Below are 26,056 nucleotides of genomic sequence, written 5' to 3'. Positions count from 1 at the left end.
CGGTTCAATTTCTTTAAAGGCTTCTCGACTAATGTCGCTGGGATATGGTTTTCTCATTGAATAATTTTAACAAATTCTTTTTTTAAGTGCTAAAAAAGAATGAAATTAATACTGGATAGGCTCTTAGAACTGGCTAAGCTGTTTTAGGCGCTGCATATCGATAATCCTGATCTGGCTATAATTCCACTCTACAATGCGTTGCTGGATAAAATATTGTAGTTGCTTGTTTAAGGTTTGCCGGGACACATGCAGTAATTCGGCAAATTCCTGCTGGCTCATTTTAAATTGAATGGTTGATTTTTCCTGACCTACTGGTCTTGCCTGTTGACCCAAGGTTATTAAATGACGTGCAATTTTTTGCGTCATACTCGCAGTTTGCAGATAACGGTTTTTCTCCATCAAACCATACATCCGTTCACTCAGTAATTGAATGATCTGCCACATGGCTTGCGGCTGCTGTTGTAATTGTTCCAGAAAAACCTGACCTGAAATTACAGCCACTTCAACTACTTCTACGGCATAAAAATCAAAATTCAGCGGTTTTTTCTGTAAAAATGGCACCAGATTAAATACCGAATACATTTTCACATAATCACTGACTTTAAACTCGCCATCACTGAGCAGCCAGCCAATCTGCATCCGTCCGGACAACAGTACATAGATATCGTTCATTTTTTGCTGATAATGCAAGATCTGTTGCTGTGGTAAAAAACGCAGATATTTCACATGCTGCAATAAGGTTTGATGGGATTGTGCATTGAATGCAGAAAACACTGCATCCTGCCCAAAAATCTGCTGTAATTTTTCTGCGCGACTGAGCATATGAAATTTATGATCTCATTCAAAATAAAAAACCTAATATATAAATACTAGGTTTTTTATATGCTTAAACCAACCAACTTTTAGCGCTATGTATATCTCGAATTCAGATCACTACGAGTCCATACAGCCTAAATCAATACATCTAACCATTAAGATGCTTTTTCTAAAATTTGACCATTTTCAAAGGTAAAATTGGAAATGTCCTGTTTCACCACTTTCTTCAGGTTCACACTTGGGCGACCATCTACACCAACTGGAATACCCCCTTTAATGGTAACATGACGCACAACACGCAGCTCATCCCCATAATCATTAATCGCACGGTGCTGTGTGGCACGGTTATCCCAGATGGCAACATCACCTACACTCCAGCGCCAACGCACAATGTTTTCTAAATTCACGGCGTAATCCTGGAATAAATCAAACAGGCGGCGTGAATCCTGGCTGTTATAACCTACAAAGCGTTTAAAGAAGTGACCCAATAACAGGGTCTTTTCCCCACTTTCAGGATGCACGCGCACCAATGGATGCTCTGTTTCATATTCGGTTGAATTGAATAGCGCACGATATTTTTCTGCATCAATACGCGGGCTTGTGGTTACTTTAGAAGCATAGTCATAGTCGTTGCTATGTACTGCCCGTAAACTGTCTGCCAAAACTTTCAGTTCTTCTGGCAGATCGTTATAAGCTGCTGTGGTATTTGCCCAAACCGTATCACCCCCTGCTGTAGGCGCAACTATACTGCGTAAAATGGAAGCCTTTGGATAATCTTCAATAAAGCTGATGTCGGTATGCCAGGTATCTGCCCGCCCACCACGTGAATCCAGCTCAAGCACATGTGCTGTTCCACTTTTGACCGGAACGGTTGGATGATTCAAGGGCTTGCCCAATAAAGCGGCAAAGCCTTCCTGTTCATCATCAGTTAAATGCTGTTGGTTTTTAAAGAAAATAGCTTTGTACTTGATTAGAGCATGGTTAATTTCATGGACCGTGTCTTGATCTAGAGTTGAAGACAATTTAACCCCTTCAATTTCAGCACCAATACACCCGGTAATCGGTTTTACCTGAATATGTTGATATTGATAGTTCGGATCATAGGGTTTGGTTTGATTTTGGCTCATGGCGATTCCTTATATTTCAATTTTTATTGCAACGTTATGTTGTTGAAATACAGTCTGCCCTGAATAGGCCATAAACACTGTCAAAGCGTTGACAGTGATCAGCATAATACCTGCTGAAGTTTTGAACTTTCCTGATTTAGAATTTTGAGATTAGATTTCTCAACCCTGAAATTATTCAGACAATTAAAAAATACAAGCTATTAAAAAACATAAAAATGTCAAATTTTTAAAGCGATTTATTGATGATCAAGTCAAAACATTAAGAAAATAATCTGGAGAATAACATGCACCAGAGCTTTGTCGTTTCAGCATTGATGATGTGTTGTCTCGATAAAATCATTAAGCCTTAATTATTTTTATCTGTACATCAAAATAGCCCCTAAATCGGGGGCTATTTATTTTAAAAAATTATAGATAATTGCCTTCACGTTCTGGCTGATACAACACTTTTTCAATTTTCACTTTCATTAAATGACCATCTGGCTGCGGCCATTCAATTTCCTGACCCTCAGCCAATCCTAAAATTGCTGCACCGATTGGTGCAAGTACATTCACCTGTCCTTTCTCACCCAGAAAATCATGTGGGTAAACCAGGGTTATCGTAGTTGGTTCATTCGCAGGGGCAATGGTAATTGATACCCGTGCATTCATTGTCACCACATTTGCCGGCATATCCTGCGGGGCAACTACTTGAGCACGTGCAAGCTCATCTTCCAGATGCTGCATGGTTGGCGTCAGTTTAGACTGATGCTCAAGCATCGTTTCTAAACGTTCCAGATCTTGTTGTGAAATAATAATAGTGGGTTTAGCCATTTATCTGATTCCTTTGGACGAACAATGTCATTACAGCAACAGCAAAATATTTATAGCTTTTATAGGGGGATTTATTCTGTTATAGCAGAAATACCAGCTTTGAAAAATATGACTTTTAATATATATAAAAAAAGCCCCCTTGAGGGGGCTTTTCTCAAGTCAGAACTTATTTTGCGTAAACAGGGAATTTAGCGCATACAGTTTCAACTTTCGCTTTTACAGCGTTAATTACAGCTTCGTCGCCTTTGCTGTCCAGGATGTCTGCGATCCAGCCAGCAAGTTCACGTACTTCAGTTTCACCGAAACCACGAGTTGTAACAGCTGGGGTACCGATACGGATACCAGAAGTCACGAATGGAGAACGCGGGTCGTTAGGTACAGAGTTTTTGTTCACAGTGATGTGAGCAGCACCTAACCAAGCGTCAGCGTCTTTACCAGTGATGTCTTGCTTGATTAAAGACAACAAGAACAAGTGGTTTTTAGTACCGCCAGAAACTACGTCATAACCACGAGCGATTAATACTTCAGCCATTGCTTGAGCGTTCTTAACCACTTGTTGTTGGTAAGTTTTGTATTCAGGAGCCATTGCTTCTTTAAAGCAGATTGCTTTCGCTGCAACAGCGTGAACAAGTGGACCACCCTGGTTACCCGGGAATACAGCTGACTGTAATTTTTTCTCGATTTCTTCGTTTGCTTTAGCAAGGATTAAACCTGAACGCGGACCACGAAGTGTTTTATGCGTAGTCGTAGTCGTTACGTCAGCAATTTGCACTGGGCTTGGGTAAACACCAGCAGCAACCAGACCAGCTACGTGAGCCATGTCTACGAAAAGGTAAGCGCCAACTTTGTCCGCGATGTCACGGAAACGCTGCCAGTCTACAACTTGGCTATAAGCAGAGAAACCAGCCACGATCATACGTGGTTTGTGTTCTACAGCTAAACGTTCAACTTCTTCGTAATCGATTTCGCCAGTTTCCGGGTTTAAACCGTATTGAACTGCGTTATAAGTTTTACCAGAGAAGCTTACTTTTGCACCGTGAGTCAAGTGACCACCGTGAGCAAGACTCATACCCAAAACTGTGTCGCCCGGGTTAAGAAGAGCTAAGTAAACAGCCGAGTTTGCTTGAGAACCAGCATGCGGTTGAACGTTAGCATAATCAGCACCAAAAAGTTCTTTAGCACGGTCAATTGCCAATTGTTCAATAACGTCTACATATTCACAACCGCCATAATAGCGTTTGCCTGGGTAGCCTTCTGCATATTTGTTAGTGAGTTTTGATCCTTGCGCTTCCATTACTGCTGGTGAGCAATAGTTTTCAGAAGCAATCAACTCGATGTGCGCTTCTTGGCGAGCATCTTCATTAGCGATTGCCTGAGCGATTTCTGGATCAAATTCGGCAATAGAGATATTGGCAAACATTAGCGAGGTCCTATTAAATTAGGGCTTTTAAGCCGTGCTAAGATTGGCGCGTATTGTAGCATGAAGTTTATAAATGTTGAGAATGAACTTTACTCAGTTTTAAATAAAAAAATGCTCATGATTAAAAAACATGAGCATTTATAGTCAAAACAAATTACTGAATTGGCATTAGAGATTTTACATCTGCAATAATATTAGGAATATTTAAAGCATAGACCGTTCCATGATCCCATTTCGTTGCAGCTGATTCATCGGTCAAATAACGGATATTGGTGTTTTGTTGTATCGCTGAAGAATAAAGTACGTCAGTCACTTGTTTCGGAACGGTAGGGTCCAATGATCCCTGATAAATAATCACTGGCGTGGAGACTTTAACCTGAAGGGGCTGCGAATCTTTTTCCAAAAAGGTTTTAACTACAGGAATACCCATAAAATTCATTTGAGTACGCGGGTAATTATTTATATTGACTGAACCCTCTGTTGCCACGTAATCATCCATCCCTTTAACAAATTCCTGCTCTAACAGATCATAGCAATCAACTTCTGCATTTTTCGCAATATTATCCGTAGGAGACTTAAAAACCTGACTATATTGCAAATCAGGATGAGGATTACGCAGTCCTGCTGTAATTAATGCAGTAAATGCATCCAAAGATGACAACGTTTTAATTTTTTTATTCAGGTCGGTTTCTTTTCCCGCGGCACTTTCCCCTGCTGTCAAAATAAGCGCAAGGTTAGAAGCTGGAGCGAGGGCCACTGTTCCTTTATAGACCAAGTTAGAGGCGCGTGAAGCATATTGGGCCGCACCTAAGGCAGCTTGTCCACCTTGTGAATGTCCTACTGCCATCCATTGGTTGGATGCTGTTGTCCCCAAATAATGGCGCGCAGCGACAACCGCATCCGTAATAGAATAGGCCTCGCTTTTTACATTCAAGAAAGGATGGAGCTCATTACCATTTGGTTCTCCCAAACCTTCATAATCAGGAGCAACCACCACATAACCTGCAGTTAAAAGTTGAGCAATCATTGCTTGAATATAGATATTCAATGCATTTCGACTCGGTGCACATTGATCTGCCACACCCGTTGTACCATGCGCCCAAACCACAATTGGCCAACCTTTTGCAGGCACAGCCGTTTTCGGTGTAAAGACCAATGCAGTTGCCTGAACTTGTTTAGCATTAACCCCCAACATTTTATAAGTCATCACTACGCTTTCACCCGCCACGCTAGTCATATTTGTTTTGTTATAAACTGTGGGGGTAGAAACGACCGGGTTCTGAATATCATTGACCGGAATTCCATTATTTGGACTGTTGAAGACCGAATCACCATTTCCACTTCCACACGCTGTTAAAAGGATGACCGAACTACTGATAAACACCGTTAATAATGTTTTTTTCATTTTTGCATTTCCTTATATCTTTTTATTTTGATGATTTAAGTAATCATGAATACAAACTATTACCTTTATTTAATATTTGAACAATGCGATTTAACATCAAATAAAAAATTTAAAAAGAGACTGAATTCTTATTAATACAAATCAATGATTTTTATAAATTTTATTTTTTTACTTTTACAAATATCAAACACTATTAATTTAACAAAATATGTCTGCTTTTATTTGTCTGATTCCAGGCTTGCGTGGAGTTAGGCTATAGAAGTATTAAAAAAATCGTGAGCAAAGTGGTCTCTTCTTATGCGGCACCGATAACTAATCAACAAAACTGACCTATAAAAGCCGTCATCTAAGCGATAGCGTACAGATTAGTGAATTCATTAAACAGAAACCCAAAGGTATGCTTACGATTTCTCAAATAAACATTGATCAACATGACTGGCTATCCTGATATCCATCTCAAGCCTGTATTTCGAGTGATGCTTTCGAAGCAGTGTATTTAACCAGCAGTCCAGTACAAAAATCAGCATGAACAGGGAAAAGAGCCTATTTTCAGTTTGTATCGGTATCTTTGAAAATGGTAAATTGACTCAAACAATCGCAACAGTTATGGATCTGCCATGCAAGCAATTATTCTCGATACCGAAACCCATACTTTAAATGGACAGCCGATTGAGATTGCTTATGCGCCGATCCAAATTCATGACAGCAAACTTTCCTTAGACAAGAGCAAAATTTTCGACCAGCTTTATAGTGTCGATGAACCGATTTCGTATGCAGCCATGGCAGTGCATCATATTCTGGAATCCGAGCTGGTGGGTCAGCCTCACTACACGACTTTCAGCCTTCCACAGAAAACCACTTACATTATTGGTCACAATATTGATTATGATATTCGTGCCATCGAGAAATGCGGTGTAGATACCAGCAATATAAAAGCCATTTGTACCCTTGCCCTGGCACGTTTAGTCTGGCCGGATGCTGAAGCGCACAATATTTCTGCCCTTATTTATATGATCAGCAAAGGCAGTGAAAAAGCCCGTGAAATGATTAAAAAAGCACATCGTGCCGATATGGATATTATCTTAACCGCCAATATTTTAATGCATGAAATCCATCATTTAAACATTCAAAATATTGAAGAGCTTTATCTGGCATCGGAAGACGCGCGTATTCCTCGAACCATTAATTTTGGCAAGCACCGAGGCACAGCAATAGCAGATTTACCTGCAGACTATATGCAATGGCTGCTTCGTCAGGAAGATCTGGACCCTTATTTGCGCAAGGCTCTAGAGAAAACCAGTATTGTTACACTGTAATATAATGATTTGTAATATTATTTAATATTCCTGTCATGATTGCCCCCTACAATCAGCCTTAATTTATTGCAACGTAAATTAAAGCATGACTCAATTTCATAAAACTGATTTAGGCATTGAAAGTTTAAAACAGCGTTCAATGAATCTGAATGCTCGTCAGCGCAGACTGTTACTATTGATTGGCACCGATGATTTTGATCTGCTTTCTGAACAATTCAGGCATCGTATCGCGCCACCCGAATTACTCGAACAGTTGCTGGAAATGGGACTGATCAGCCGTGCGGCTAACCCGTCCATTGAAACACCCCTGACATCCGACAACCTAGATACAGAAATTAAAACCAGCCCTGCGCTGCAAAGCACTCAACTTAAGGATCACTCTGCCGAAGAAATTTTTGTTCCCAGCATTTCCCCATCTTCAATCGCGGAGGAAAAAGCTGAGCAGGCATCCTGTCAAAATGAAGTGCAAACAACGCTAGAAATCCTTGATTTTGAACAGGTCAAGCAATTCATGGCTGAACTGCTGCAACGTCATTGCGGTTTAATGGCAAAACAGCTGATTAGCCGTATTCTGTCTGCTGACGATTTACGCAGTTTAAAACAGTGCCAGATGCAATGGATTACCACCCTACAGGAAAGCCGCATCACTCCACAGGAATTAAACCGCTACCTCAATCAGATCAATTTTTCTCTACAGAAGCTTCCAAGCTGATCAAGCTTAAGAGCTTTTTTATGTTTCATTATTTATTTAAGGTCTTAGCTATCTAAAACATATTTATTTTTATACTTATAAAACAATAAGATTTGATTTATTACACAATAACTAGATTAAATAAGAACCTATGGCGTGATTCTAAATACGACCTTAGCTGAATAGTAAAGTATTGCTAAAAACCGCATATATTAACTATTTCAGGGGAATTCATGATGACATCCTTACATTATTTAGAATTTCATCCGGCAGACCATCCCGTATACTTAAAAAAAATAGGTAATTGGGTAATAACATTTTTGAGTCCTAGAGAAGATCTGACCCATATCCAACTTGCGATTACCAGTGTGTTGCCACGCCAGGTCAGTGAAAACCTGCAACCTGTTCGAATCATTATTAATCAAACAGAAATTGAAAATCGCTGGTTAATCCAGCAAATCATCTGTTATAACAGTGCTCAAGGTAAGGATGAATTATTCAGTTGTAGTGATGCGATTGGAATCAAAGTTATTGAAAACCTGATAGAAGAGTTTAATAAATATGACGTTGAACTTAGTTTGATTTAAATATTGCTCCGTAACTCCATGTATTGATTATTTTTAATCATATTTTTATTTTTTTATAAAAACTCACCTTTAATGGTGAGTTTTTATCATATTTTCATTATTCAATAATACGATAAATACTCTTGGAAATACGGCTTTCAAAAAGCAGTTCAATACTTGGACGAATAATTTCACCTTTGACCACGATATGTTCGATCTTTTGAAATAATGAGAGTTTATGCAAAGCTGAATTTTCCGGAATTGTCTGTAATAATGCCTGTACTGCATGAATATTGCTAAATTGGTCTTTAACCTTTATCTCTATTAATTGGCTCATATTATTCCCTGCTCTCTTTATTTAAATAAACTTTTTATAGCATAAATTTTATTTATTCATAATTTAGAGATGTTAGATTTTTTGGCAATGTAATTTTTTATAAACAAATAGATGATATTTCTCTTAAACATGTTATTTAGAAAACGTTTAATTTTTATAATAAATCACCTCGATCAATTTCTTCAATTATCTAAAATAAATTCTAGAATATTGGTTCATTGGAAATTTTTTTTAGCCCTAAAAATAAGAAAGCCCGCATTACTGCGGGCTTTTATGTTGGAAGGCTAGTGCTGATTTTTTGCTTCAACCCGAAGGTTGCAAGCTCAACAAGCTGTCATTGATCCGTCCAACCACTTTGTAGCGTCTCTCGACCTACTGTATTTTTAATATAAAACTCGAAAATGAAATAGGCAACCCTGCTCAACATTTATACACAACAATTCAAAGAAACTATTATTGTATATTTTATAAATGCGTGGATAATAGATGCTGTTTTCATATTAGTTCGTATCTAATAGTTTATCTCTGCTATTTTTAGCTCAATGACAGTAAATACACTCACTGCAACGAATTCTGTACCCAATATTGCCTGACAAGCTTTTTCATCTGTTGAAAAAATGCCTGCTGTTTTATCTGCAATACGAATTCTGGGAATCACAATGACGTCTTGTCCTTCAGAATATCCCGGATGTCCAAGCACAATAGTAAAGTCTGTAGAATCAATAAATATAAAATTTCCGGCTTTTCACTTTTAAAATTTCATCTAAATTTTCCCCATATTTCTTAGATTTGATTGGTCAAATGGCACGGATTTGCTTATCAGATTCATACAAAAATGGGTTAAAGGATTCTGTATAAAGTACATAGCAATCCTGCCTACTATTTTGTGAAATTATTTTTTTTCAGCACATTTCGTCCTTGTTTCAGCAAGTCAAATTTCATTCTGGCTGTTCAATGATACTTATGACTCAACACCAAGTTATCTCAGTCATAGTAAGACAACTGCTTCTTAGACAATTATTCTAGCTATTGCAAAAATACAGAAGCCCATATTCCATGGGCTTTTTCATCATACTGAAGATTGAATATGTTTCAACGCAGTCCTTTAAAAAGGAAAAAACATCCAACAATAAACAGCAATATGGCAAAACATTTTTTCAGCATTTGTGGTGATAATGCATGTGCTGCTTTTGCACCAAATTTTGCTGTAAAGAAACTCATCAGGCTAATGCCTAAAAAGGCATAAATATGTACAAAGCCAATACTATTGGGCACAGCGGCATGGGCATTCATACCAAAAATCATAAATCCCAAAGCACCAGCAATCGCAATGGGTAAACCACATGCAGCTGAAGTTCCAACGGCTTTTTGCATGACTACGCCATAATGATTTAAGTAAGGTACAGTTAAGCTTCCACCGCCGATACCAAAAATTGCAGAAGCTACACCAATCCCAGCGCCTGCACCTAATTGTTTAGGCGATGAAGGCAGTACTTTATGGGTATCTACCACTTGTCTGGCACCGCTAAACATGGTGTAAGCCACCCAAAGCAAAAATACGCCAACAATCAGCTGAAGATGAATTCCAGAAAGTAATCCTGCAATTCCGGCCCCGACAAAGCCTCCTATCACCATTCCTGGTGCGAGATTTTTAAATATAGGCCATATGACTGCGCCATTCTTATGGTGAGCCATCAATGAGCTGATCGAGGTAACCACAATGGTTGCCAAAGAAGTGCCTAAGGCCAAATGCATAATGACGTCAGCACTGTAACCCATTTGGGTAAAGACAATAAATAAGAGCGGGACAATAATTGTTCCACCACCCACACCAAAGAGCCCTGCCGCAAATCCGGCAAGCGCCCCAATGGCTAAAAAAATAATAAGTTCCACGATATGCTGACTTTTAAAGAATGGAGTATTGAAGCAATGGACGGTTAAGCCGTTTCTAATTGACCGACTTGATGATAAGCGCGGTTAAAATAGACGAGGCTTTCCTCTTGCTGACTTTTTTTAATCGCTAAGACACGACATAAGAAAATGCTGTGTGTACCGACGTTTTGAATATCTTCAATCTGACAATCAAAACTCACCAAAGCATCTTCTAACACAGGTGATCCTGTTTCGAGTGTGGTCCAATCACCAAGTTTGAAACGATCTTCAGAATTGAATTTGCTTGAGGCAAATGCATTAGAGATGTGTTCATGCTGTGTGCTGAGCACATTGACTGATAGCACTTTATTTTCAATAAAATGTGCATGTGAGCGAGAAGATTGATTCATACAGACCAGCAATGAGGGCGGTGTATCGGTCACACTGCATACGGCTGATGCAGTAAAACCATGCATCCCTGCCGTACCTTGTGTTGTGATTACATTCACAGCAGTGGTTAACAAGGACATTGCATTTCTAAAGTCAGTTGCTTCAATCATCTCTTCTATCTCAAATGTATTTATGACGTACCTAGACTCAAGTATGGCAAATGATTTAGGGATCATTCGCCCTGCTCTGATTTAGCCACACTTCGTGTTAAGCACCAAGCTCTTGACGAACAATCGCAGCACCTGCGCTTAATGCTTCAAGTTTGCCGCGAGCGACTTGACGAGATAAAGGTGTCATACCGCAGTTGGTTGAAGGATACAGCTTGTCTGCATCAACAAATTGCAATGCTTTACGTAAGATCTCTGCTACTTGTTCTGGGGTTTCAATGGTATTGGTTGCCACATCAATCGCACCGACCATCACTTTTTTACCGCGAATCAGTTCAATCAGATCCATCGGCACACGTGAGTTTTGGCATTCAAGTGATACGATATCAATTTTAGACTGTTGTAATTTCGGGAAAATTTCTTCGTATTGACGCCATTCTGAACCTAAAGTCTTTTTCCAATCGGTATTGGCTTTAATGCCGTAACCGTAGCAAATGTGTACCGCAGTTTCACATTGCAACCCTTCAAGTGCACGCTCCAAAGTTGCAATGCCCCAATCATTCACTTCATCAAAGAACACATTAAAAGCAGGTTCATCAAACTGGATGATATTGACACCTGCAGCTTCTAATTCCAAAGCTTCTTGATTAAGAATTTTGGCAAATTCCCATGCCAGTTTTTCACGGCTTTTATAGTGCTCATCATACAGCGTATCAATCATGGTCATTGGACCAGGTAACGCCCATTTAATCGGCTGATGGGTTTGACTGCGTAAAAACTTTGCATCTTCCACGAACACCGGTTTTTTACGTGATACTGCTCCCACCACTGAAGGCACGCTTGCATCATAACGATTACGGATTCGAACCGTTTCACGTTTCTCAAAATCGACACCTTCAAGATGTTCAATAAACGTGGTCACAAAGTGCTGGCGGGTTTGTTCACCATCGCTGACAATATCAATGCCTGCTTGCAGTTGTTCATGCAACGACAAACTTAAAGCATCTCGCTTCGCTTCAAGCAGTTGTTCACCTTCCAGCTTCCAGGGTGACCAAAGTTTTTCAGGTTCTGCCAGCCAAGAGGGTTTCGGTAAGCTGCCCGCTGTTGAAGTCGGTAATAAAATTTTCATAATCAGTAATCATCTATATTGAATAAATTAAGCAGCTTGGCTTTCAACAGCATAGCTTGCAGCCCATTGCTCAAGAATGTCTTTGTAAGGCTTGATAAAATTTTCTTCAGTCCATTGACCTTGTTTGACTGCCAGTTGGCCGCGCTCAACACGGTCATAGACAATTTGCGTCAATGAATAATCCTGATAGTTCAAACTTGGCTGATAGACTAAACCTGCGTTCGAGTTGGCATTGTAAATTTCAGGACGGTAAATCTTTTGGAAAGTTTCCATGGTGCTAATCGCACTGATGAGCTCAAAATCGGTGTAGTCACGCAGTAAATCACCGCTAAAGTAAAACGCCAAAGGTGCAACTGCATGAGCAGGCATGAAATAACGCACTCGCAAGCCCATTTTTTTGAAATAGTCATCTGTGCGTGAATATTCATCATTTTTATATTCCACCCCTAATACAGGATGCACATTGGCGGTACGATAATAGGTTTTAGTGGTTGAAACACTGAGGCAAATCACAGGCTGTTTTTTAAACTCTGCTTTAAAGACCTCTGAATTGACTAAGTGTTGATAAAGCTTGCCATGCAAATCACCAAAGTTCTCCGGCTTCTCATCTGTTTTACAGCCCAATGCCGGTAATACAACGCTAAAGTCATAATCACGTACATAAGATGAAAAACTGTTACCAATCATGCCTTCAATACGTTCATGGGTTTTATGGTCGGTAATCGTACTTTTCAGCATTTCAATGAATGGAAAAGTCTTGCCGTTGCCTTCAACGTCTAGTTCTGCAGAGATGATATCGATTTCAAGTGAATAGCGATCTCCTGTCGGATTATCAATAGCTGCCAAGCTATTAAAACGGTTGTTGATCATCACTAAAGTTCTGCGCAGATTCTCTTGACGGCTTTCACCGCGTGCTAAATTGGCAAAATTCGTAGTCAGACGTGTGCTATCTGCTGGCTGATAGTTTTCGTCAAAACGAATGCGTTTAATTGAACATGCAAACTCTTTACTCATGGTGATCCGCTACCCTAATCTTTGAGATAAAATCAAAATTTATGAATGGGATAATTTATACGCGAATCATTAGATGAATAAAAATGATTTAGTCTAATCAAAAGATGAGTAAAATTCATGTTTATATATTCTTTGCCCGTCTTTAGTTTGATGAGGATGAACCTGCTCTAATTCATCGTTTAAAAATTGAATATTTTAAACCTAATAAATCTATAAATAATAAATACTTATTTATTTTTATTATTAAATTTTTGAGTAAAAATGCTGAATGAGATGCAGAAAATCTCCAAAACCAAATATGATATAAAAATATGTCTTCCAAGCGTTATGTGAATTTATCTCATCTTAAAATTAGAAAATATCAAGATATTCACTTTTCCTAATTCTATCTAAATAGCTTGATATCAGGGTTAAATACTCACCCTATCGCTATATTAAACAAACTTGGATATCCAAGACTGACTCTCGCAAAAAGTCATGAACAAGATGCAACACCATTAATTTCAAAGCTTAAACAGTTAACTATCGAATATTAGGCTGATTAAGCCGTTTTCATCGTCGAAAATTTTGGTTCAGTGAGTAAGTTCATAAAACTTATGAATGGGCTTTAGCTGAACATGTGTTAAATCGTATATCCAAGACTGTGACCTATATAGACTTTACCCCAAGAATCCCAGCCCTCCTTGTTCCGCCGTTCCATTCAGCATAATTATGCCGATTTGCTGAAAATTGCGGATGATTCCGGCATGGCAATAGGCTTGACTGACCATCAGGGTACCTTGTTATGGACATGGAGCAGTTCGGCCATGCTCTCTTCGGCTGAACAGGTTCATTTTGTTGAAGGCGGACATTGGTCCACTCAGGCCGTTGGAACCAATGCCATCGGGCTGACATTAAACAGCCATACTTCCAACTGTGTTTACTCGCATGAAAATCAAATGGATAGCGTCCGTGACTGGGTATGCTATGCAGCCCCCATTTTAGATCCGTACTCTGGCCAGTTTCATGGCATTATTAACCTTTCAACCAAATATAAAAAACATACGCCGCTTGGCTTGCTTGCGGTAGAGCGCTGTGCAGATTTGGTACAGCGTGCCATCCAGTTTGAACAAAAAAATGTCCTGTATATTCAAGCGCTGGGCACGCCGTGGATTCAGTTTAATCAGCATGTTTTAAGCCTGACTCACCGGCAGATTGAGATTCTGTGTATTTTGGTCCTGCATCCATACGGCATCAGTCTAGACGAACTGCATTATGCCTTGTATGGCGAACGTGATGTCAGTATCAAGACCCTTAAAGCTGAACTTTCCCAACTGCGTAACCTGCTGCCCAACTGTATTGAACCGCGTATTTACAAATTGAGCTGTGAAATTCAATACGACTTTTTACGGGCAGAACAATCGTTGAATGCGGGTCTTCTTGCCAGTACTTTCAATTTGTATAAAGGAAGTTTTTTAAGCAAATCCGAAAGTCCATTTTTAACTATCTGGCGCAATAGTTTTGATGCGCGACTGAGCCAGTTAATTTATCAAATGCAGGATATTGATCAGCTGCTGCGGATTATTGGTCGTGCCCCTGAACGGATAGATGCCGTACAGCGCCTGCTGGAACTGTTGCCGCAAGACAGCCCACATCGAAACCTGTTTTTAAAGTTTCTTTAGTCTGTGTACTGAATTATTAATGAAAAGTAAAACCGGCATCAGTGACTTTATTGCATATCCCCTGAAGCTGAATAATTTTATGACTCACTGATGTCGAGATACCATTCAAAGATGATATCTTCCTGATTTGATCTAATAATTCAGTGCGACAACAGCAGAGCCAGCTTTGAAAACCGTATAGACCAAGCCTTTCACATTAATGATAGATTTTTATTATAAATTTAAATACACTTGTGAATTATCTCAAAATCTTTATTTTGAAAAATAATATAGAGCAATAACCAAATAAGTATTTTAATTCAATAGTTTAATTATAAATTAAAATCATTTAATGTCCGTTAAGCATTCATAAAAACCATAATAAGTAAATCTTTAATTACAAAAATTGTGGATAAATAACTTTATATTCAATACATTTTTCATATATAAAAAAGCATACTAAATTTATGGTGTTAAAACCGTTTGCACATCATATTAATTAAACGAGGGGCTAATAATGCAAAATAACAAACGCTATGGGTTAGATGCACAGCAATCCCATCTTTGGATTATCGGGGGCGGTATTGCTGGTATGGCAGCAGCGGCCTTTGCAATCCGTGATGCCAAAGTACCTGCAAAAAATATTCATATTTTGGAAGAACTGGATATTTCAGGTGGATCAATGGACGGCGGCCCTACTCCCAATGCTGCACAGGCTTGGGTCACACGGGGTGGACGCATGCTGACCGATGAAACCTATTTATGCCTTTGGGATTTATTTTCCAGTATTCCCTCTTTGGAAAACCCTGAAATTTCCGTACGTGAAGAATGCCGTGAGTTTAATGAACAGGTGAAAACACATGCCCAAGCGCGTTTAATTGATGCGCAGCATGTCATTGCCGATGCCGCAAAACTAGGCCTCAATACCCTGCACCGTGCGCAAATGCTGCGCTTATTGGCATCTAAAGAAGAGAAAATCGGTAGTCGCCGTATTGATGAATTTTTTGATGAGACATTTTTTGAAACCAACTTCTGGCGCATGTGGCGCACGACATTCGCCTTTCAAAAATGGCATAGCGCCGCCGAACTACGCCGCTATTTTTTGCGCTTCATTCAAGAGCTGCCGCGCATTCATACACTCGCAGGGGTAAAGCGCACCAAATACAATCAGTATGATTCGATGATTCTGCCGCTACAACGCTGGCTGGTGGAGCAAGGTGTCGATGTGCGCTTTGGTAATTATGTAACAGATGCAGACTTCATGACCGATACAGACACACAAGAGCGCCGTGCTACACGCCTGTATGTCAAACTGCCTGAAGGCACGGAGCAGATTGAGCTGAAAGCGCATGACTTGGCTATTTTCACCCTAGGTTCGATTACTGCAGATTCTCGCTATGGCGGCAAGGATGATGTACCTGCATTAATTCGTGACCGTTTGGATCATGGCTGGACATTGTGGGATACATTGGCTAAAAAGGCACCGGATTTTGGCCGTCCCATGACCTTTTATGGCAATGTCGATGAACATAAATGGGAGTCTTTTACCCTGACCATGAAAGATGAGGTACTGTTAAAACGCATCATTGACTATACCGGTAATGAGCCGGGTACAGGTGCACTGATGACTTGGTTTGAGTCTGGCTGGCATTTATCTATTGTTGTTCCGGCACAGCCGCATTTTGCCGATTTGCCTGAAGGCGTGTACACCCTTTGGGGCTACGGTTTCCAAATTGACCATACAGGCGATTACATCAAAAAGCCCATGTCACAAGCGACAGGCAAAGAGATTTTAACGGAACTGGTCAAGCAGCTCGGTTTTGATGACATTTTAGACCATGTGCTGCAAAGCACCGACATTACCACGGCCATGATGCCCTATGCATCTGCCTTGTTCGCCTGCCGTAAACCTGGCGATCGCCCTTTAGTCATCCCTCAAGGCTCGCAAAACTTTGCATTCTTAGGCCAGTTTGTGGAAATTGAAGAGGATGTAGTGTTTACCGTGGAATATTCAGTACGTGGTGCCATGATTGCCATTTACGAGTTTTTTGGCGTAGAACGTGAAATCCCAGACATTTATAATGGCCTGCTCGACCCTAAAGTCGGCTTAAAGGCGTTGGAAACCGTTTTTCATTAATGTTCCATTCATTCTAAATGTGTGCGGAAGCATGCAGCATGAGAGCACTTTCGGGTGCTCTTTTTTGCTCCAGATAAATCATCAACATTCCGCTATCAGCGGCTGTATGCAGGCTTATCATGATTTTGATACCACCCTTCCAGAACTGTTTACCCTGCTGATTACTCGCACAGGCAGATGCCAATTTACCTCAGGCATTGCGTGTGCATTTTGGCTTTACTGAAGATCTGCTGCTGAGCCAGAATGAGGCTTTTAAAGCGTTATGGCTGCAATATATCGACAAAGGTGGAACAGTTGGCAGTGCCTGGTCGGAAGGCGGTAAAGAGTCCATTGAACAATTTAGCACGCATCTTGCACAATGAAAAAACGGGACTGTGGTGCTGAATGGCAAAAATACTATACCACCAGCAGCCTGTATGCTGACTGGGTGGATGTCAGGATGACCGATCTGAATGGCAACCCAGCCTGCATACTGATTCCGCATGATGCTGCAGGTGTAACCATCATTGACGACTGGAACGGCTTTGGTCAGGTTTAATTCTGGAAACTAAGATAGAAAATAAGATTTAAAAATATCTGAAATACATGAATTAAAATAAAGCTGAGATTATATTTTTCGAGCCTCTCAATAAAATAAAACCGCATATCAATGCGGTTTTATTTAAATCTTTTAAATCATATTTATGCTGCAATTTCCTGCTTTTTAGCTACCGGACTGTTGCCGATCTGCCAAACATAAGGCAAAGGTGCCTGATTCACTACCCAGTCACCAATGACTTTCTGTTTATAGATCAGTGGATTATGAGAAGACACAACACGGGCATTGCGCCAGAAGCGGTCCAGCTGCTTTTCGGTAGTGCTGGCAGAGGCACCCAGTGCATTGAACAGCTCTGTAGTCAAATTCAGTACCAGCTCTGAAATGACCACCTGCCCTTGTGAAGACTCCAGTTCAGCACGGTCATTTGTCTGCTGATCAGCCGCCGCATTATTCTGAAAATGACTGATATAGGCACCATCCAGTGCTTCAGCAGTACGCAAAGCAATCGCTTCAGCCGCATAAGCCTGTGCAGACGCTTTACCAATCACTTGCAGGATTTGTGCATCGTCGCGGACCAAATCCGCATTGCCATGACTGAAAATACGGGTGCGCTTGCGGACTTCTTGAGTAAATGCTTCTACAGCACTTTGTGCAATACCGACCAAGGTTGCTAAATGCACCACTTGATAGAAGGCAGTTTGGTATTTAAAGCGTTCTTCAAATGGCAAAATATGATCACGGTTGATGTCAACCTGCTGAATGGTCAAGGTACCACTGCCTGTGGTTTTTTGGCCAAAACCGTTCCAGTCATCCACCACTTGAATGCCTGGCACTTGAGTCGACACCGCAGCAATCACATGCTGATTCGTGGTTTCATCCCAGGCAAATAAGTCGATCCAATCGGCAAAGATGGTTCCAGTGGAATAGTATTTCTGACCATTCACCACCAGCTGGCCCTGTGGATTTTCAGTGACACGGGTCACCACATCGCCAATTTCAACTTTGCCGATTTCCGTCCAGGCATTTCCAACGATTTCACCCCGTACAAAGCGCTGAAACCAGAGGTTTTGAGATTGAGTTTTATTGGCAGTTAAGCGATCTTCGACAAAGGCAAAATGGCCGCGTAATGCTTGAGCCACATTGGAGTCGGCTTTTGCCAGTTCAATCAGCAGTTGAAACAGCTGTTTCTGCGATACACCGTCACCGCCAAAAGCAGTGGGTACGCGAATCGCACCAAAACCGGCTTGCTTCAGCCACTGAATTGGTTCATACGGGAGTGTGCGGGTCTTTTCACGCTCCAGCGCACCATCTGCAATTCGTTGAAAAATCGGGCGGAATTTAGCCGCAACCTGTTGGTAATCTGCACCCAGAGATAAGTTTTGATTGGCTTGAAGAGTCATAATATTTTTCCTTTTAGCTCCATGCATGACGCGGTGGTGGAACATCATTCAGGTAATAATTCCCGACGATATTAAATTTCCAGCGTACAGGGTCATGTAAAGTATGTGTGCGTGCATTGCGCCAGTGACGGTCTAGGTTCAATTCAGAAAGTGTTGAGCGTGTGCCAGACAGTTCAAACAGCTTATTGGCAGCCAACAGGGCAATTTCAGTGGTCAGTACCTTCGATTCGGCCGTAATTAACGTCGCTTTAGATACCGTATCTTCCGTCGGGTTTTCCAAAGCACGGTCAATCGCTTCACCGGCTAAAGCCAGAACTGCTTCGGCCGCACGCAGCTTGATTTTTAATTCACCGATATTGGCAATGGTGTACGGGTCTTGCACGGCCTGTTCCAGACCAGAGTCAATCCACGGACGTGCATGCTGGCGTACATAAGCAATGGTTTCGTTAATTGCACCGCGCGCAATACCCGCATCAATAGCAGACTGGATAAATTGTGAAATTGCTCCTGCTGCCGTAGGACGTTCAAATGCCTGATAGATCGGCACAACATATTTCAGATCGACTTGTACATTGTCTAGAAGTACTGAACCACTCACAGTGGTACGCTGGCCAAAACCACTCCAGTCATTCACAATGGTTAAACCCGGTGTATGCTGTGGCACCAGTGCTGCAAATGGCTTGCCTTCATCACTGACCGCAACCACAGGAATCCAGTGTGCCAGCAGTGCACCAGTAGCAAAGAATTTCTGGCCGTTAATCACCGCATGGTCATCCTTGAACTCGATTTTGGTGCTCAGATCTGCCACTGTTTTTGAGCCTTTTTCTGAAAAGGCATTGCCAAAACGCTGTCCTTTTAGCACCTGGTCAAAGAAGAATGCCTGCTGTTCTGAACTGGCATCCAGACGGATATGTTCCAAAAAGGCCCAATGGTTCTGTGCTATTTGACCCAATGAGGAATCTGCACTGGAAATAATTTTTACCACTTCTGCAAGAGTTTTATAGCTAACCCCTGCACCACCAAACTGCTTTGGAATCGTAATTCCCCATAAGCCTGAAGCTGAGTACTGCTGCACTTCCTGCAAAGGCAAAAGGCGTTCATGATCACGTTTGGAAGCCTCTTTGGCAAAAACAGCCGCCAGCTGCTGCGCCACTTCAATTGCTTCTTCATCTGACTGTATAACATGTGCCAATTGGTCATGTTGATAAAAATCTTTTGGAATATTGTCTGCATGTTTCAGATTTATTTCAATTTTGGATGTCATTATAAAATGCTCTAGTTACCCTATATATAATGGATAAAAGCTAACATTATTTTTAAAGACTATTTATAATTTAATAAGCGAAGAAAATCATTTTAATTAAAATGTTATGTAGTATTTATTCTTAGAATTTCATATTTTTATATAAAGGATAAAAAGAAAGAATAGACTGCTTTAATGAATCATTTTTTACTCATTTCCATGCTGTAGATTCCAGTGATTAAATTAAATCTAAAACTGAGTATTTTCCCTTTATTTCGATAACGTTCAGCAAAGATAGAGAAGAATCTGATTGTCTAAGCTTCACTTAGGTGATCTGCCTTCAGACGGGATAGGCTTCTGTAATTGATCAAGTATTAAATAAAAAGCTGACCAGGAGATAACCGTGTATAGCTTGAACTGAGGGTCAGAAAAATTTTTATATCCATATATATCATCCATAGATGATGTATAAATCCTACAAGATTTTCGGTACAGATAATTACCCAAAAGCTGTATGTTTTTGCTTTATGAAAGAGGTCTCATTACTAAATACTTTATTTTCATAAACAGGTATTGTGATAAATATTGATATTTTTCTTATTAAAAGTCTCAATATTTTTTTATTAAAATTATTAAAAATTTTAATATTACTGTAGATAAGTATGACCAAGAAAATTAGATTTAATGCCTTCGAAATGAACTGTATTGCCCACCAATCCCCGGGATTATGGCGGCATCCGCTCGATCGTTCGACTGAATACAAAGACTTGGAATACTGGACAAACTTAGCACAAATTTTGGAACGCGGTAAATTTGACGGTATCTTTATTGCCGATGTCCTGGGTATTTATGATGTCTATCACCAGTCAGCTGAACATGCGCTGACAGGTGCGGTTCAAGTTCCAGTGAATGACCCTCTACAAATCGTTCCTGCGATGGCTGCTGTAACCAAACACCTAGGCTTTGGGGTGACAACTTCCATCTCATTTGAGCACCCTTACCCCTTTGCGCGCCGCATGAGCACACTGGATCATTTAACCAAAGGCCGCGCCGGCTGGAACATCGTAACGTCCTATTTAGAAAGTGGTTCCAAAAACCTCGGGCTGAAAACACAGGTTAGCCATGACAACCGCTATGATATAGCCGATGAATACCTGGAAGTCCTGTATAAACTTTGGGAAGGTTCTTGGGAACAGGATGCGGTGCTGCGTGACAAGGAAAAAGGCATTTTTGCTGATCACACTAAAGTGCATCCCATTGAACATCAGGGTGAATATTTTACTGTGCCCGGCATTCATATCTGTGAACCGTCTCCACAGCGCACCCCCGTGCTTTATCAAGCTGGTGCCTCTAGTCGCGGTCAGAAGTTTGCCAGCCAAAATGCAGAATGTGTATTCATTTCTGCACCGACCAAAGCCGCAGTAAAAAAACTGGTTGAGGGAATCCGCAGTAAACTGGCCGATGAAGGCCGTGATCCTCATTCAATTCTGATCTATACCATGCTTTCAATTGTGGTCGATGAAACCGATGAAAAAGCACAATTAAAATTTAAAGAATACCAGCAATATGGCAGCTATCATGGTGGACTAACACTGGCTTCAGGCTGGTCAGGTGTAGACTTTTCACAATTCCAGGCAGAAGATCAAGTGGAATATATCCATACCAATGCCATTCAGTCCATGCTGGATTCCTATGTCAAAGCCGACCCAGATAAAGTTTGGACGATTGAAGAGATTGCTAAATTTATCAGTGTCGGTGGCAATGGTCCGGTAATTGTCGGTTCAGCCTCAACAGTGGCAGACCGTTTGCAAGAATGGGTACAAGATACCGATATTGACGGTTTCAATCTGGCCTACATCCTGGCACATCAAACCTTTGAAGATGTGGTTGAGTTTGTAGTCCCGGAACTTCAGCACCGTGGCGTATATCAAACTGAATATACGGAAGGGACATTACGTGAAAAACTGTTTGGCCACGGGCCGTTGCTTCCAGAGAAGCACCGTGGTGCCAGCTTCCGTTATCCAGCTAAACACCTTCAACCGACAGGAGCTTTAAAAAGAGCTTAATGTCTTTATTCGCATACAGGCAAAGTTCACGTTCTATACTCCGGGCATGAAAATAGAAAATCCATCTGGCGTCTCAGGTTGATTGTCTATTGCTTTAATATTGAATATCAACAGGATGGATGTTCCAAAATGCCCAGAATGAACACATTATAAAACTTCGATTCAATAACCCGACCGCAACATGGATATAGGTCTACACATTGCAGTGAGATAGTGGATGATACTCTACTTAAACCTGGTGTTGGCTTACCCATATTGCGTTATTTTCAATGGTTTTTTTCAGATCGGTTGCTGGAGTATTCCAAGTCCGATCTAGCTGTTTAAATGTATTTAAATCCAGTGTTTCGGTTCTTAAAAAATTTAACATTTCTGTTGATAAATCTATTTTTTTTGCCAACCACTTCCATTGCAGTAGACATTTTAGCAACCGGATAGAAATAAAATGTCGAGGACTATTGACGTGTAATTGCGCTGAAATAATTTCAACGAGTTTTTGAAAACAAATTTGCTCTTGGCTAGCAATCAAGATTTCCTGACCTGTCGTTTGGTCATCCTTGTATGCTTTAATCATTGAATTTACCAACATGTTGACAGACACCAAAGGTAAATAAAGCAGCAGTATTAAACAGATAATCGACGGTTTTTAATTGCTGCCAGTCATGCTCAGAAATCCCTAAATCAGTTTGTGTAACATTACCTTGAATACAGATTAATTTTTTACAGTCAGCACCGGATGAATTTAACCAGTCCCGTAATTGAGCTTCTTGTTGACGGAGATTACGGCACATGGCAAACACTTGATAATTTTCTTTGAGTAATTGTGCCGTTAAAAATTTACCGATAAATCCTGTTGCCCAAATCACCCATGCTGTTTGGTTTAAGCCTTGCATAGAATGGCACTCTGTTGATTGATTCATGCTTAAGATAAAGTATGGACTACACTCTAGAGTCAAGTGTTTTTATACAGAAGATGTGGAGATTATGATGCTAGTCGGAGAATTAGCACAACACACCAATCTCAGTCGGGATACCATCCGATTTTATGAAAAACTGGAATTAATTAAACCACTTATTAGGAGCAATAGTTATAAAGATTATACTGAACAAAACTTACAGCAACTCAAACTGATTCAAAGCACTAAAAAATTAGGCTTTACCCTGACGGAAATTAAACAAAGATACCCTATAGCATACAAATCCAATTACATTCCATCGCTATTAAGGCTATCACCAGCTGAATACACTAAAGCTAAATTACGGTCTGATTTAGAATCAGCTCCGGATTACTATAAAAATAGTTTTGAGATTAGACTCTCGGACTTAAGACCACCGATTACTTACAGGTGAACCTATGGAAAGATATGTAATAGTTGTGATACTGATCATAGTCGCGGTATTACTGGTCGTATTTTACAATCAGAAAAAATGAAATTAAAAATTCGGTAGTGCTTCAAAAACTATGCTGAAAAAACAGGCTGAACTGCTGAATGCTGATTGAAAAATTCGCTTGTGAGAAAATCATCACTGAGCGATCTGATGATTTCATGGTCTTTTACGGCATTGTCCTGACCTGCTTTTTCTTTCAAGCCTCAACCGGATATGAATTTCAGCATATACTAAGGCGCCCCAAAACGGCGCGCGGATAGTGTGCTGAATGCTGTGTGGCTTCGACTGTTCGTATGCTTGAGAAATATTATGTTGATCCGTTTTGCCCTGAAACTCAGCTTGGCCACACTTTGTTGTCTTTCCACTGAACTTTATGCAAATACGGCACTCAATCAGGCAACGCTCAGCAGTTATGATTATGACAATGACATTTTCCATCCGGTTCGGGCACAAAATGGCATGGTGGCCTCCGAACATGAAATCGCCAGTCAGGTCGGTCTGGACATTCTGAAACGCGGTGGCAATGCGGTTGATGCCGCCGTTGCCGTTGGATTTACCTTGGCAGTGGTTTTACCGCATGCCGGTAATCTGGGCGGTGGCGGTTTTCTGATTGTACATGATACCCAGTCTGGTAAAAATATTGCGCTGGATTTTCGTGAGATGGCTCCACGTCGTGCGTCACGGGATATGTATCTGGATGAAAATGGCAATATTATTGCTGGCAAATCACTGTATTCACATGATGCCATCGGGGTTCCTGGCACAGTCGCAGGTCTGGAATATGCCCTAAAAAAATGGGGAAGCTTACCCCTTTCAGAGGTGATTGCCCCTGCAATTCAGCTGGCAGAAAATGGCATTCCAGTCAGCCATTCTTTGGCCAAAATGCTGAATGCAGCTGAAGATAAATTAGGCAAATGGCCCAGTTCACGTGCTATTTTCTTTCAAGAGAATCGCCCCTTACGCTATGGTGAACGATTGGTTCAGCAGGATTTGGCACATTCCTTGCGATTAATTAGCCAACAGGGTAGCCTCGTGTTTTACCGTGGTGAAATCGGCGACAAAATTATTGCAGAAATTCAGCAGCATCAGGGCATCATGCAAAAAAGTGATCTGCATGCTTATAAAGTGATCGAACGTCAGCCCATCATGGGCAATTATAAAGGCTATCAGATTGTCACCATGCCACCGCCAAGTTCCGGCGGTGTACATCTAGTACAAATGCTGAATATTTTGGAACAATTCCCCTTGCAACAGTGGGGAGCAAATAGTGCCCAGACCCTGCATTATCTGGCCGAAAGCATGAAACTGGCCTATGCCGACCGGTCTAAATATCTGGGAGACCCTGATTTTGTGCATGTGCCTGTGGCAGGTCTTAGTTCAAAGCCATATGCGAAAATGCTGGCTCAGCAGATTTCAGCTACCACAGCCCGTCCTTCGGCCTCCATTCAGCCCAACAACCCAATCCCCTATGAAAGTGACCAAACCACACATTATTCAGTAACCGATCAACACGGCAATGCGGTTTCGGTGACCTATACCCTGAATTTCAACTTTGGCAGTGGCATTGTCGCAGCAGGTACCGGCATTTTACTCAACAATGAAATGGATGATTTTTCAGCCAAACACGGTGTAGAGAATGCTTTTGGTTTAATTGGCGGAGATGCCAATGCCATTGCTCCCTATAAACGTCCACTGTCTTCAATGACACCCACAATTGTATTAAAAAATCAGAAAGCTTGGCTGGTCACTGGCAGCCCGGGAGGTTCCCGAATTATCAGTACCGTGCTACAAACCCTGATCAATAGCATCGATTTTCAGATGAACCCAGCTGAAGTGGCAGCGGTACCACGAATTCATCACCAGTGGTTACCGGACGAAATCCGTGTAGAAAAAGGCATCAGTGCAGATACCCTCGAATTATTAAAGCAAAAAGGTCATAAAATTGTGCATAAATCTACCATGGGCAGAACCCAAACCATCCAAATTCTGCCAGATGGCATCTATGGCTATTCTGATCCACGTAATCCGGATGGCGCAACACGTGGATATTAAGGGTTACACATCATAGGCTTTTACTGAGCCAAAATATATTCACAGAAAGTGACGGATGCCTTTCTAAGATGCAAGCCTGTATAAAAGTGGATGAGCTAGATTCTAGTGATCATTGAGATAGTTTTGTCACAGCATTTACATGTTACAAGCAAGTAATAGGTAAGTTTTTTACCGCCGATATTGAAGGCAACAATAATTAAAATAATTGGTATCACGTATGCTGAAATAGTGAGAACATCAACCAATTTATCTGATCCAGCAAAACAGTAACTCTCAGGTACTAGGCAACCGATTAAATTTGAAATTACTGATAAAAGCAGATATAGAACTACTGGAGTTCCCATAATATAGTAAAAGATTTTTTCTTTAAGAATTCTGGAATTTTAAATTTCATAAAATTATATGAGCCTGTAAATTATTTTGTGTAAGTTCCATTTTTTATAAATGATCTTTTAATCGATCATCGAACTGAATCGTAAACCAATTCATCGCTAAACGCCAATTTTGAATTGGCATGGTCCATTTTTTAGC

23 protein-coding genes and 3 pseudogenes are annotated in these 26,056 nt (G+C 40.7%); 11 read left to right on the top strand and 15 right to left on the bottom strand.

Annotation, left to right across the window (positions count from 1 at the left end; translation table 11 throughout):
• Window positions 1-123 precede the first annotated feature (123 nt).
• From FTT83_RS12825 to rnk, 3 genes are all read right to left on the bottom strand, one after another.
• Window positions 124-822, bottom strand: coding sequence for a Crp/Fnr family transcriptional regulator (locus FTT83_RS12825; RefSeq protein WP_180043784.1), 699 nt, complete (start codon window positions 820-822; stop codon window positions 124-126).
• 149 nt (window positions 823-971) lie between these two features.
• Window positions 972-1,943, bottom strand: a complete 972-nt coding sequence (locus tag FTT83_RS12820; RefSeq protein WP_180043786.1) for a TauD/TfdA family dioxygenase — start codon at window positions 1,941-1,943, stop codon at window positions 972-974.
• Between the two features lie 408 nt (window positions 1,944-2,351).
• Window positions 2,352-2,756: a nucleoside diphosphate kinase regulator gene (gene rnk / locus FTT83_RS12815; protein WP_180043788.1), complete on the bottom strand. Its 405-nt coding sequence runs from the start codon at window positions 2,754-2,756 to the stop codon at window positions 2,352-2,354.
• Window positions 2,757-2,780: 24 nt separating this feature from the next.
• Between rnk and FTT83_RS12810 the strand changes: the two genes are divergently transcribed.
• Window positions 2,781-2,948, top strand: a complete 168-nt coding sequence (locus FTT83_RS12810; RefSeq protein WP_171263132.1) for a hypothetical protein — start codon at window positions 2,781-2,783, stop codon at window positions 2,946-2,948.
• Here the strand turns inward: FTT83_RS12810 and glyA are convergent.
• Both glyA and FTT83_RS12800 read right to left on the bottom strand, forming a co-directional pair.
• Entirely contained in the window at window positions 2,923-4,176 is a 1,254-nt protein-coding gene (glyA, locus tag FTT83_RS12805; protein ID WP_086195022.1) for a serine hydroxymethyltransferase, read from the bottom strand. The genes FTT83_RS12810 and glyA overlap by 26 nt on opposite strands.
• A 154-nt stretch (window positions 4,177-4,330) precedes the next feature.
• The gene (locus FTT83_RS12800; protein ID WP_180043790.1) at window positions 4,331-5,581 is read right to left on the bottom strand and encodes an alpha/beta fold hydrolase; all 1,251 of its coding nucleotides are present in this window, start codon (window positions 5,579-5,581) and stop codon (window positions 4,331-4,333) included.
• Window positions 5,582-6,198: 617 nt separating this feature from the next.
• On the opposite strand from FTT83_RS12800, the gene FTT83_RS12795 reads away from it, so the two are divergent.
• From FTT83_RS12795 to FTT83_RS12785, 3 genes are all read left to right on the top strand, one after another.
• The gene (locus FTT83_RS12795) at window positions 6,199-6,897 is read left to right on the top strand and encodes a putative quorum-sensing-regulated virulence factor (protein WP_180043792.1); all 699 of its coding nucleotides are present in this window, start codon (window positions 6,199-6,201) and stop codon (window positions 6,895-6,897) included.
• Between the two features lie 85 nt (window positions 6,898-6,982).
• Complete coding sequence (locus FTT83_RS12790; protein WP_180043794.1) at window positions 6,983-7,609, top strand: hypothetical protein; 627 nt, start codon at window positions 6,983-6,985, stop codon at window positions 7,607-7,609.
• Window positions 7,610-7,824: 215 nt separating this feature from the next.
• On the top strand, window positions 7,825-8,175 hold the full coding sequence (locus tag FTT83_RS12785) for a hypothetical protein (protein ID WP_180043815.1): 351 nt from the start codon (window positions 7,825-7,827) through the stop codon (window positions 8,173-8,175).
• Window positions 8,176-8,272: 97 nt separating this feature from the next.
• On the opposite strand, the gene FTT83_RS12780 is transcribed toward FTT83_RS12785, so the two are convergent.
• The 6 genes from FTT83_RS12780 to FTT83_RS12755 form a co-directional block, all read right to left on the bottom strand.
• Window positions 8,273-8,491 carry a hypothetical protein gene (locus FTT83_RS12780; protein ID WP_180043796.1) on the bottom strand — a complete coding sequence of 73 codons (219 nt, stop codon included), beginning with the start codon at window positions 8,489-8,491 and terminating at the stop codon, window positions 8,273-8,275.
• A gap of 511 nt (window positions 8,492-9,002) precedes the next feature.
• Window positions 9,003-9,191: a hypothetical protein gene (locus FTT83_RS12775; RefSeq protein WP_180176706.1), complete on the bottom strand. Its 189-nt coding sequence runs from the start codon at window positions 9,189-9,191 to the stop codon at window positions 9,003-9,005.
• Window positions 9,192-9,583: 392 nt separating this feature from the next.
• Complete coding sequence (locus FTT83_RS12770; protein WP_180176707.1) at window positions 9,584-10,384, bottom strand: sulfite exporter TauE/SafE family protein; 801 nt, start codon at window positions 10,382-10,384, stop codon at window positions 9,584-9,586.
• Between the two features lie 44 nt (window positions 10,385-10,428).
• A complete protein-coding gene (locus FTT83_RS12765) occupies window positions 10,429-10,923 on the bottom strand; it encodes a flavin reductase family protein (RefSeq protein WP_180176708.1) in 495 nt (164 codons plus the stop codon).
• Between the two features lie 97 nt (window positions 10,924-11,020).
• On the bottom strand, window positions 11,021-12,049 hold the full coding sequence (locus FTT83_RS12760) for a methionine synthase (RefSeq protein ID WP_180043800.1): 1,029 nt from the start codon (window positions 12,047-12,049) through the stop codon (window positions 11,021-11,023).
• 27 nt (window positions 12,050-12,076) lie between these two features.
• Window positions 12,077-13,063, bottom strand: a complete 987-nt coding sequence (locus tag FTT83_RS12755) for a DUF1852 domain-containing protein (protein WP_180043802.1) — start codon at window positions 13,061-13,063, stop codon at window positions 12,077-12,079.
• A 659-nt stretch (window positions 13,064-13,722) separates the two neighbouring features.
• On the opposite strand from FTT83_RS12755, the pseudogene FTT83_RS12750 reads away from it, so the two are divergent.
• The 3 genes and pseudogenes from FTT83_RS12750 to FTT83_RS16130 all read left to right on the top strand — a co-directional run.
• Window positions 13,723-14,724, top strand: a pseudogene (locus tag FTT83_RS12750) (transcriptional regulator); the annotation flags it as partial.
• A 496-nt stretch (window positions 14,725-15,220) separates the two neighbouring features.
• Entirely contained in the window at window positions 15,221-16,840 is a 1,620-nt protein-coding gene (locus FTT83_RS12745; protein WP_180043804.1) for an oleate hydratase, read from the top strand.
• A gap of 124 nt (window positions 16,841-16,964) precedes the next feature.
• Window positions 16,965-17,372: pseudogene (locus FTT83_RS16130) on the top strand (monooxygenase); the annotation flags it as partial.
• A gap of 149 nt (window positions 17,373-17,521) precedes the next feature.
• On the opposite strand, the gene FTT83_RS12730 reads toward FTT83_RS16130, so the two are convergent.
• Window positions 17,522-18,778: an acyl-CoA dehydrogenase family protein gene (locus FTT83_RS12730; RefSeq protein ID WP_180081059.1), complete on the bottom strand. Its 1,257-nt coding sequence runs from the start codon at window positions 18,776-18,778 to the stop codon at window positions 17,522-17,524.
• A 13-nt stretch (window positions 18,779-18,791) separates the two neighbouring features.
• Window positions 18,792-20,042 (bottom strand): SfnB family sulfur acquisition oxidoreductase, encoded by a 1,251-nt coding sequence (locus FTT83_RS12725; RefSeq protein WP_180081061.1) that lies wholly within the window; start codon window positions 20,040-20,042, stop codon window positions 18,792-18,794.
• A gap of 641 nt (window positions 20,043-20,683) precedes the next feature.
• Between FTT83_RS12725 and FTT83_RS12720 the strand changes: the two genes are divergently transcribed.
• A complete protein-coding gene (locus FTT83_RS12720; protein WP_180176709.1) occupies window positions 20,684-22,087 on the top strand; it encodes an LLM class flavin-dependent oxidoreductase in 1,404 nt (467 codons plus the stop codon).
• 229 nt (window positions 22,088-22,316) lie between these two features.
• On the opposite strand, the gene FTT83_RS16245 is transcribed toward FTT83_RS12720, so the two are convergent.
• Window positions 22,317-22,673, bottom strand: a complete 357-nt coding sequence (locus FTT83_RS16245) for a hypothetical protein (RefSeq protein ID WP_306423187.1) — start codon at window positions 22,671-22,673, stop codon at window positions 22,317-22,319.
• A complete protein-coding gene (locus tag FTT83_RS16240; protein WP_306423186.1) occupies window positions 22,651-22,977 on the bottom strand; it encodes an SDR family oxidoreductase in 327 nt (108 codons plus the stop codon). The genes FTT83_RS16245 and FTT83_RS16240 overlap by 23 nt, the downstream gene beginning before the upstream one ends.
• A 94-nt stretch (window positions 22,978-23,071) precedes the next feature.
• On the opposite strand from FTT83_RS16240, the gene FTT83_RS12710 reads away from it, so the two are divergent.
• The 3 genes and pseudogenes from FTT83_RS12710 to FTT83_RS12700 form a co-directional block, all read left to right on the top strand.
• The gene (locus tag FTT83_RS12710) at window positions 23,072-23,434 is read left to right on the top strand and encodes a MerR family transcriptional regulator (RefSeq protein ID WP_180043817.1); all 363 of its coding nucleotides are present in this window, start codon (window positions 23,072-23,074) and stop codon (window positions 23,432-23,434) included.
• Window positions 23,435-23,782: 348 nt separating this feature from the next.
• A complete protein-coding gene (gene ggt / locus FTT83_RS12705) occupies window positions 23,783-25,525 on the top strand; it encodes a gamma-glutamyltransferase (RefSeq protein WP_180176710.1) in 1,743 nt (580 codons plus the stop codon).
• Between the two features lie 116 nt (window positions 25,526-25,641).
• Window positions 25,642-25,719: pseudogene (locus tag FTT83_RS12700) on the top strand (IS1 family transposase); the annotation flags it as partial.
• Window positions 25,720-26,056 lie beyond the last annotated feature (337 nt).

The sequence above is a fragment of the Acinetobacter sp. YH01018 genome (genome assembly GCF_013420295.1).
Taxonomy (GTDB): Bacteria; Pseudomonadota; Gammaproteobacteria; order Pseudomonadales; family Moraxellaceae; genus Acinetobacter.
Note: the sequence above shows the minus strand (reverse complement) of the source record. Positions and strands in the feature narration are given on the sequence as shown.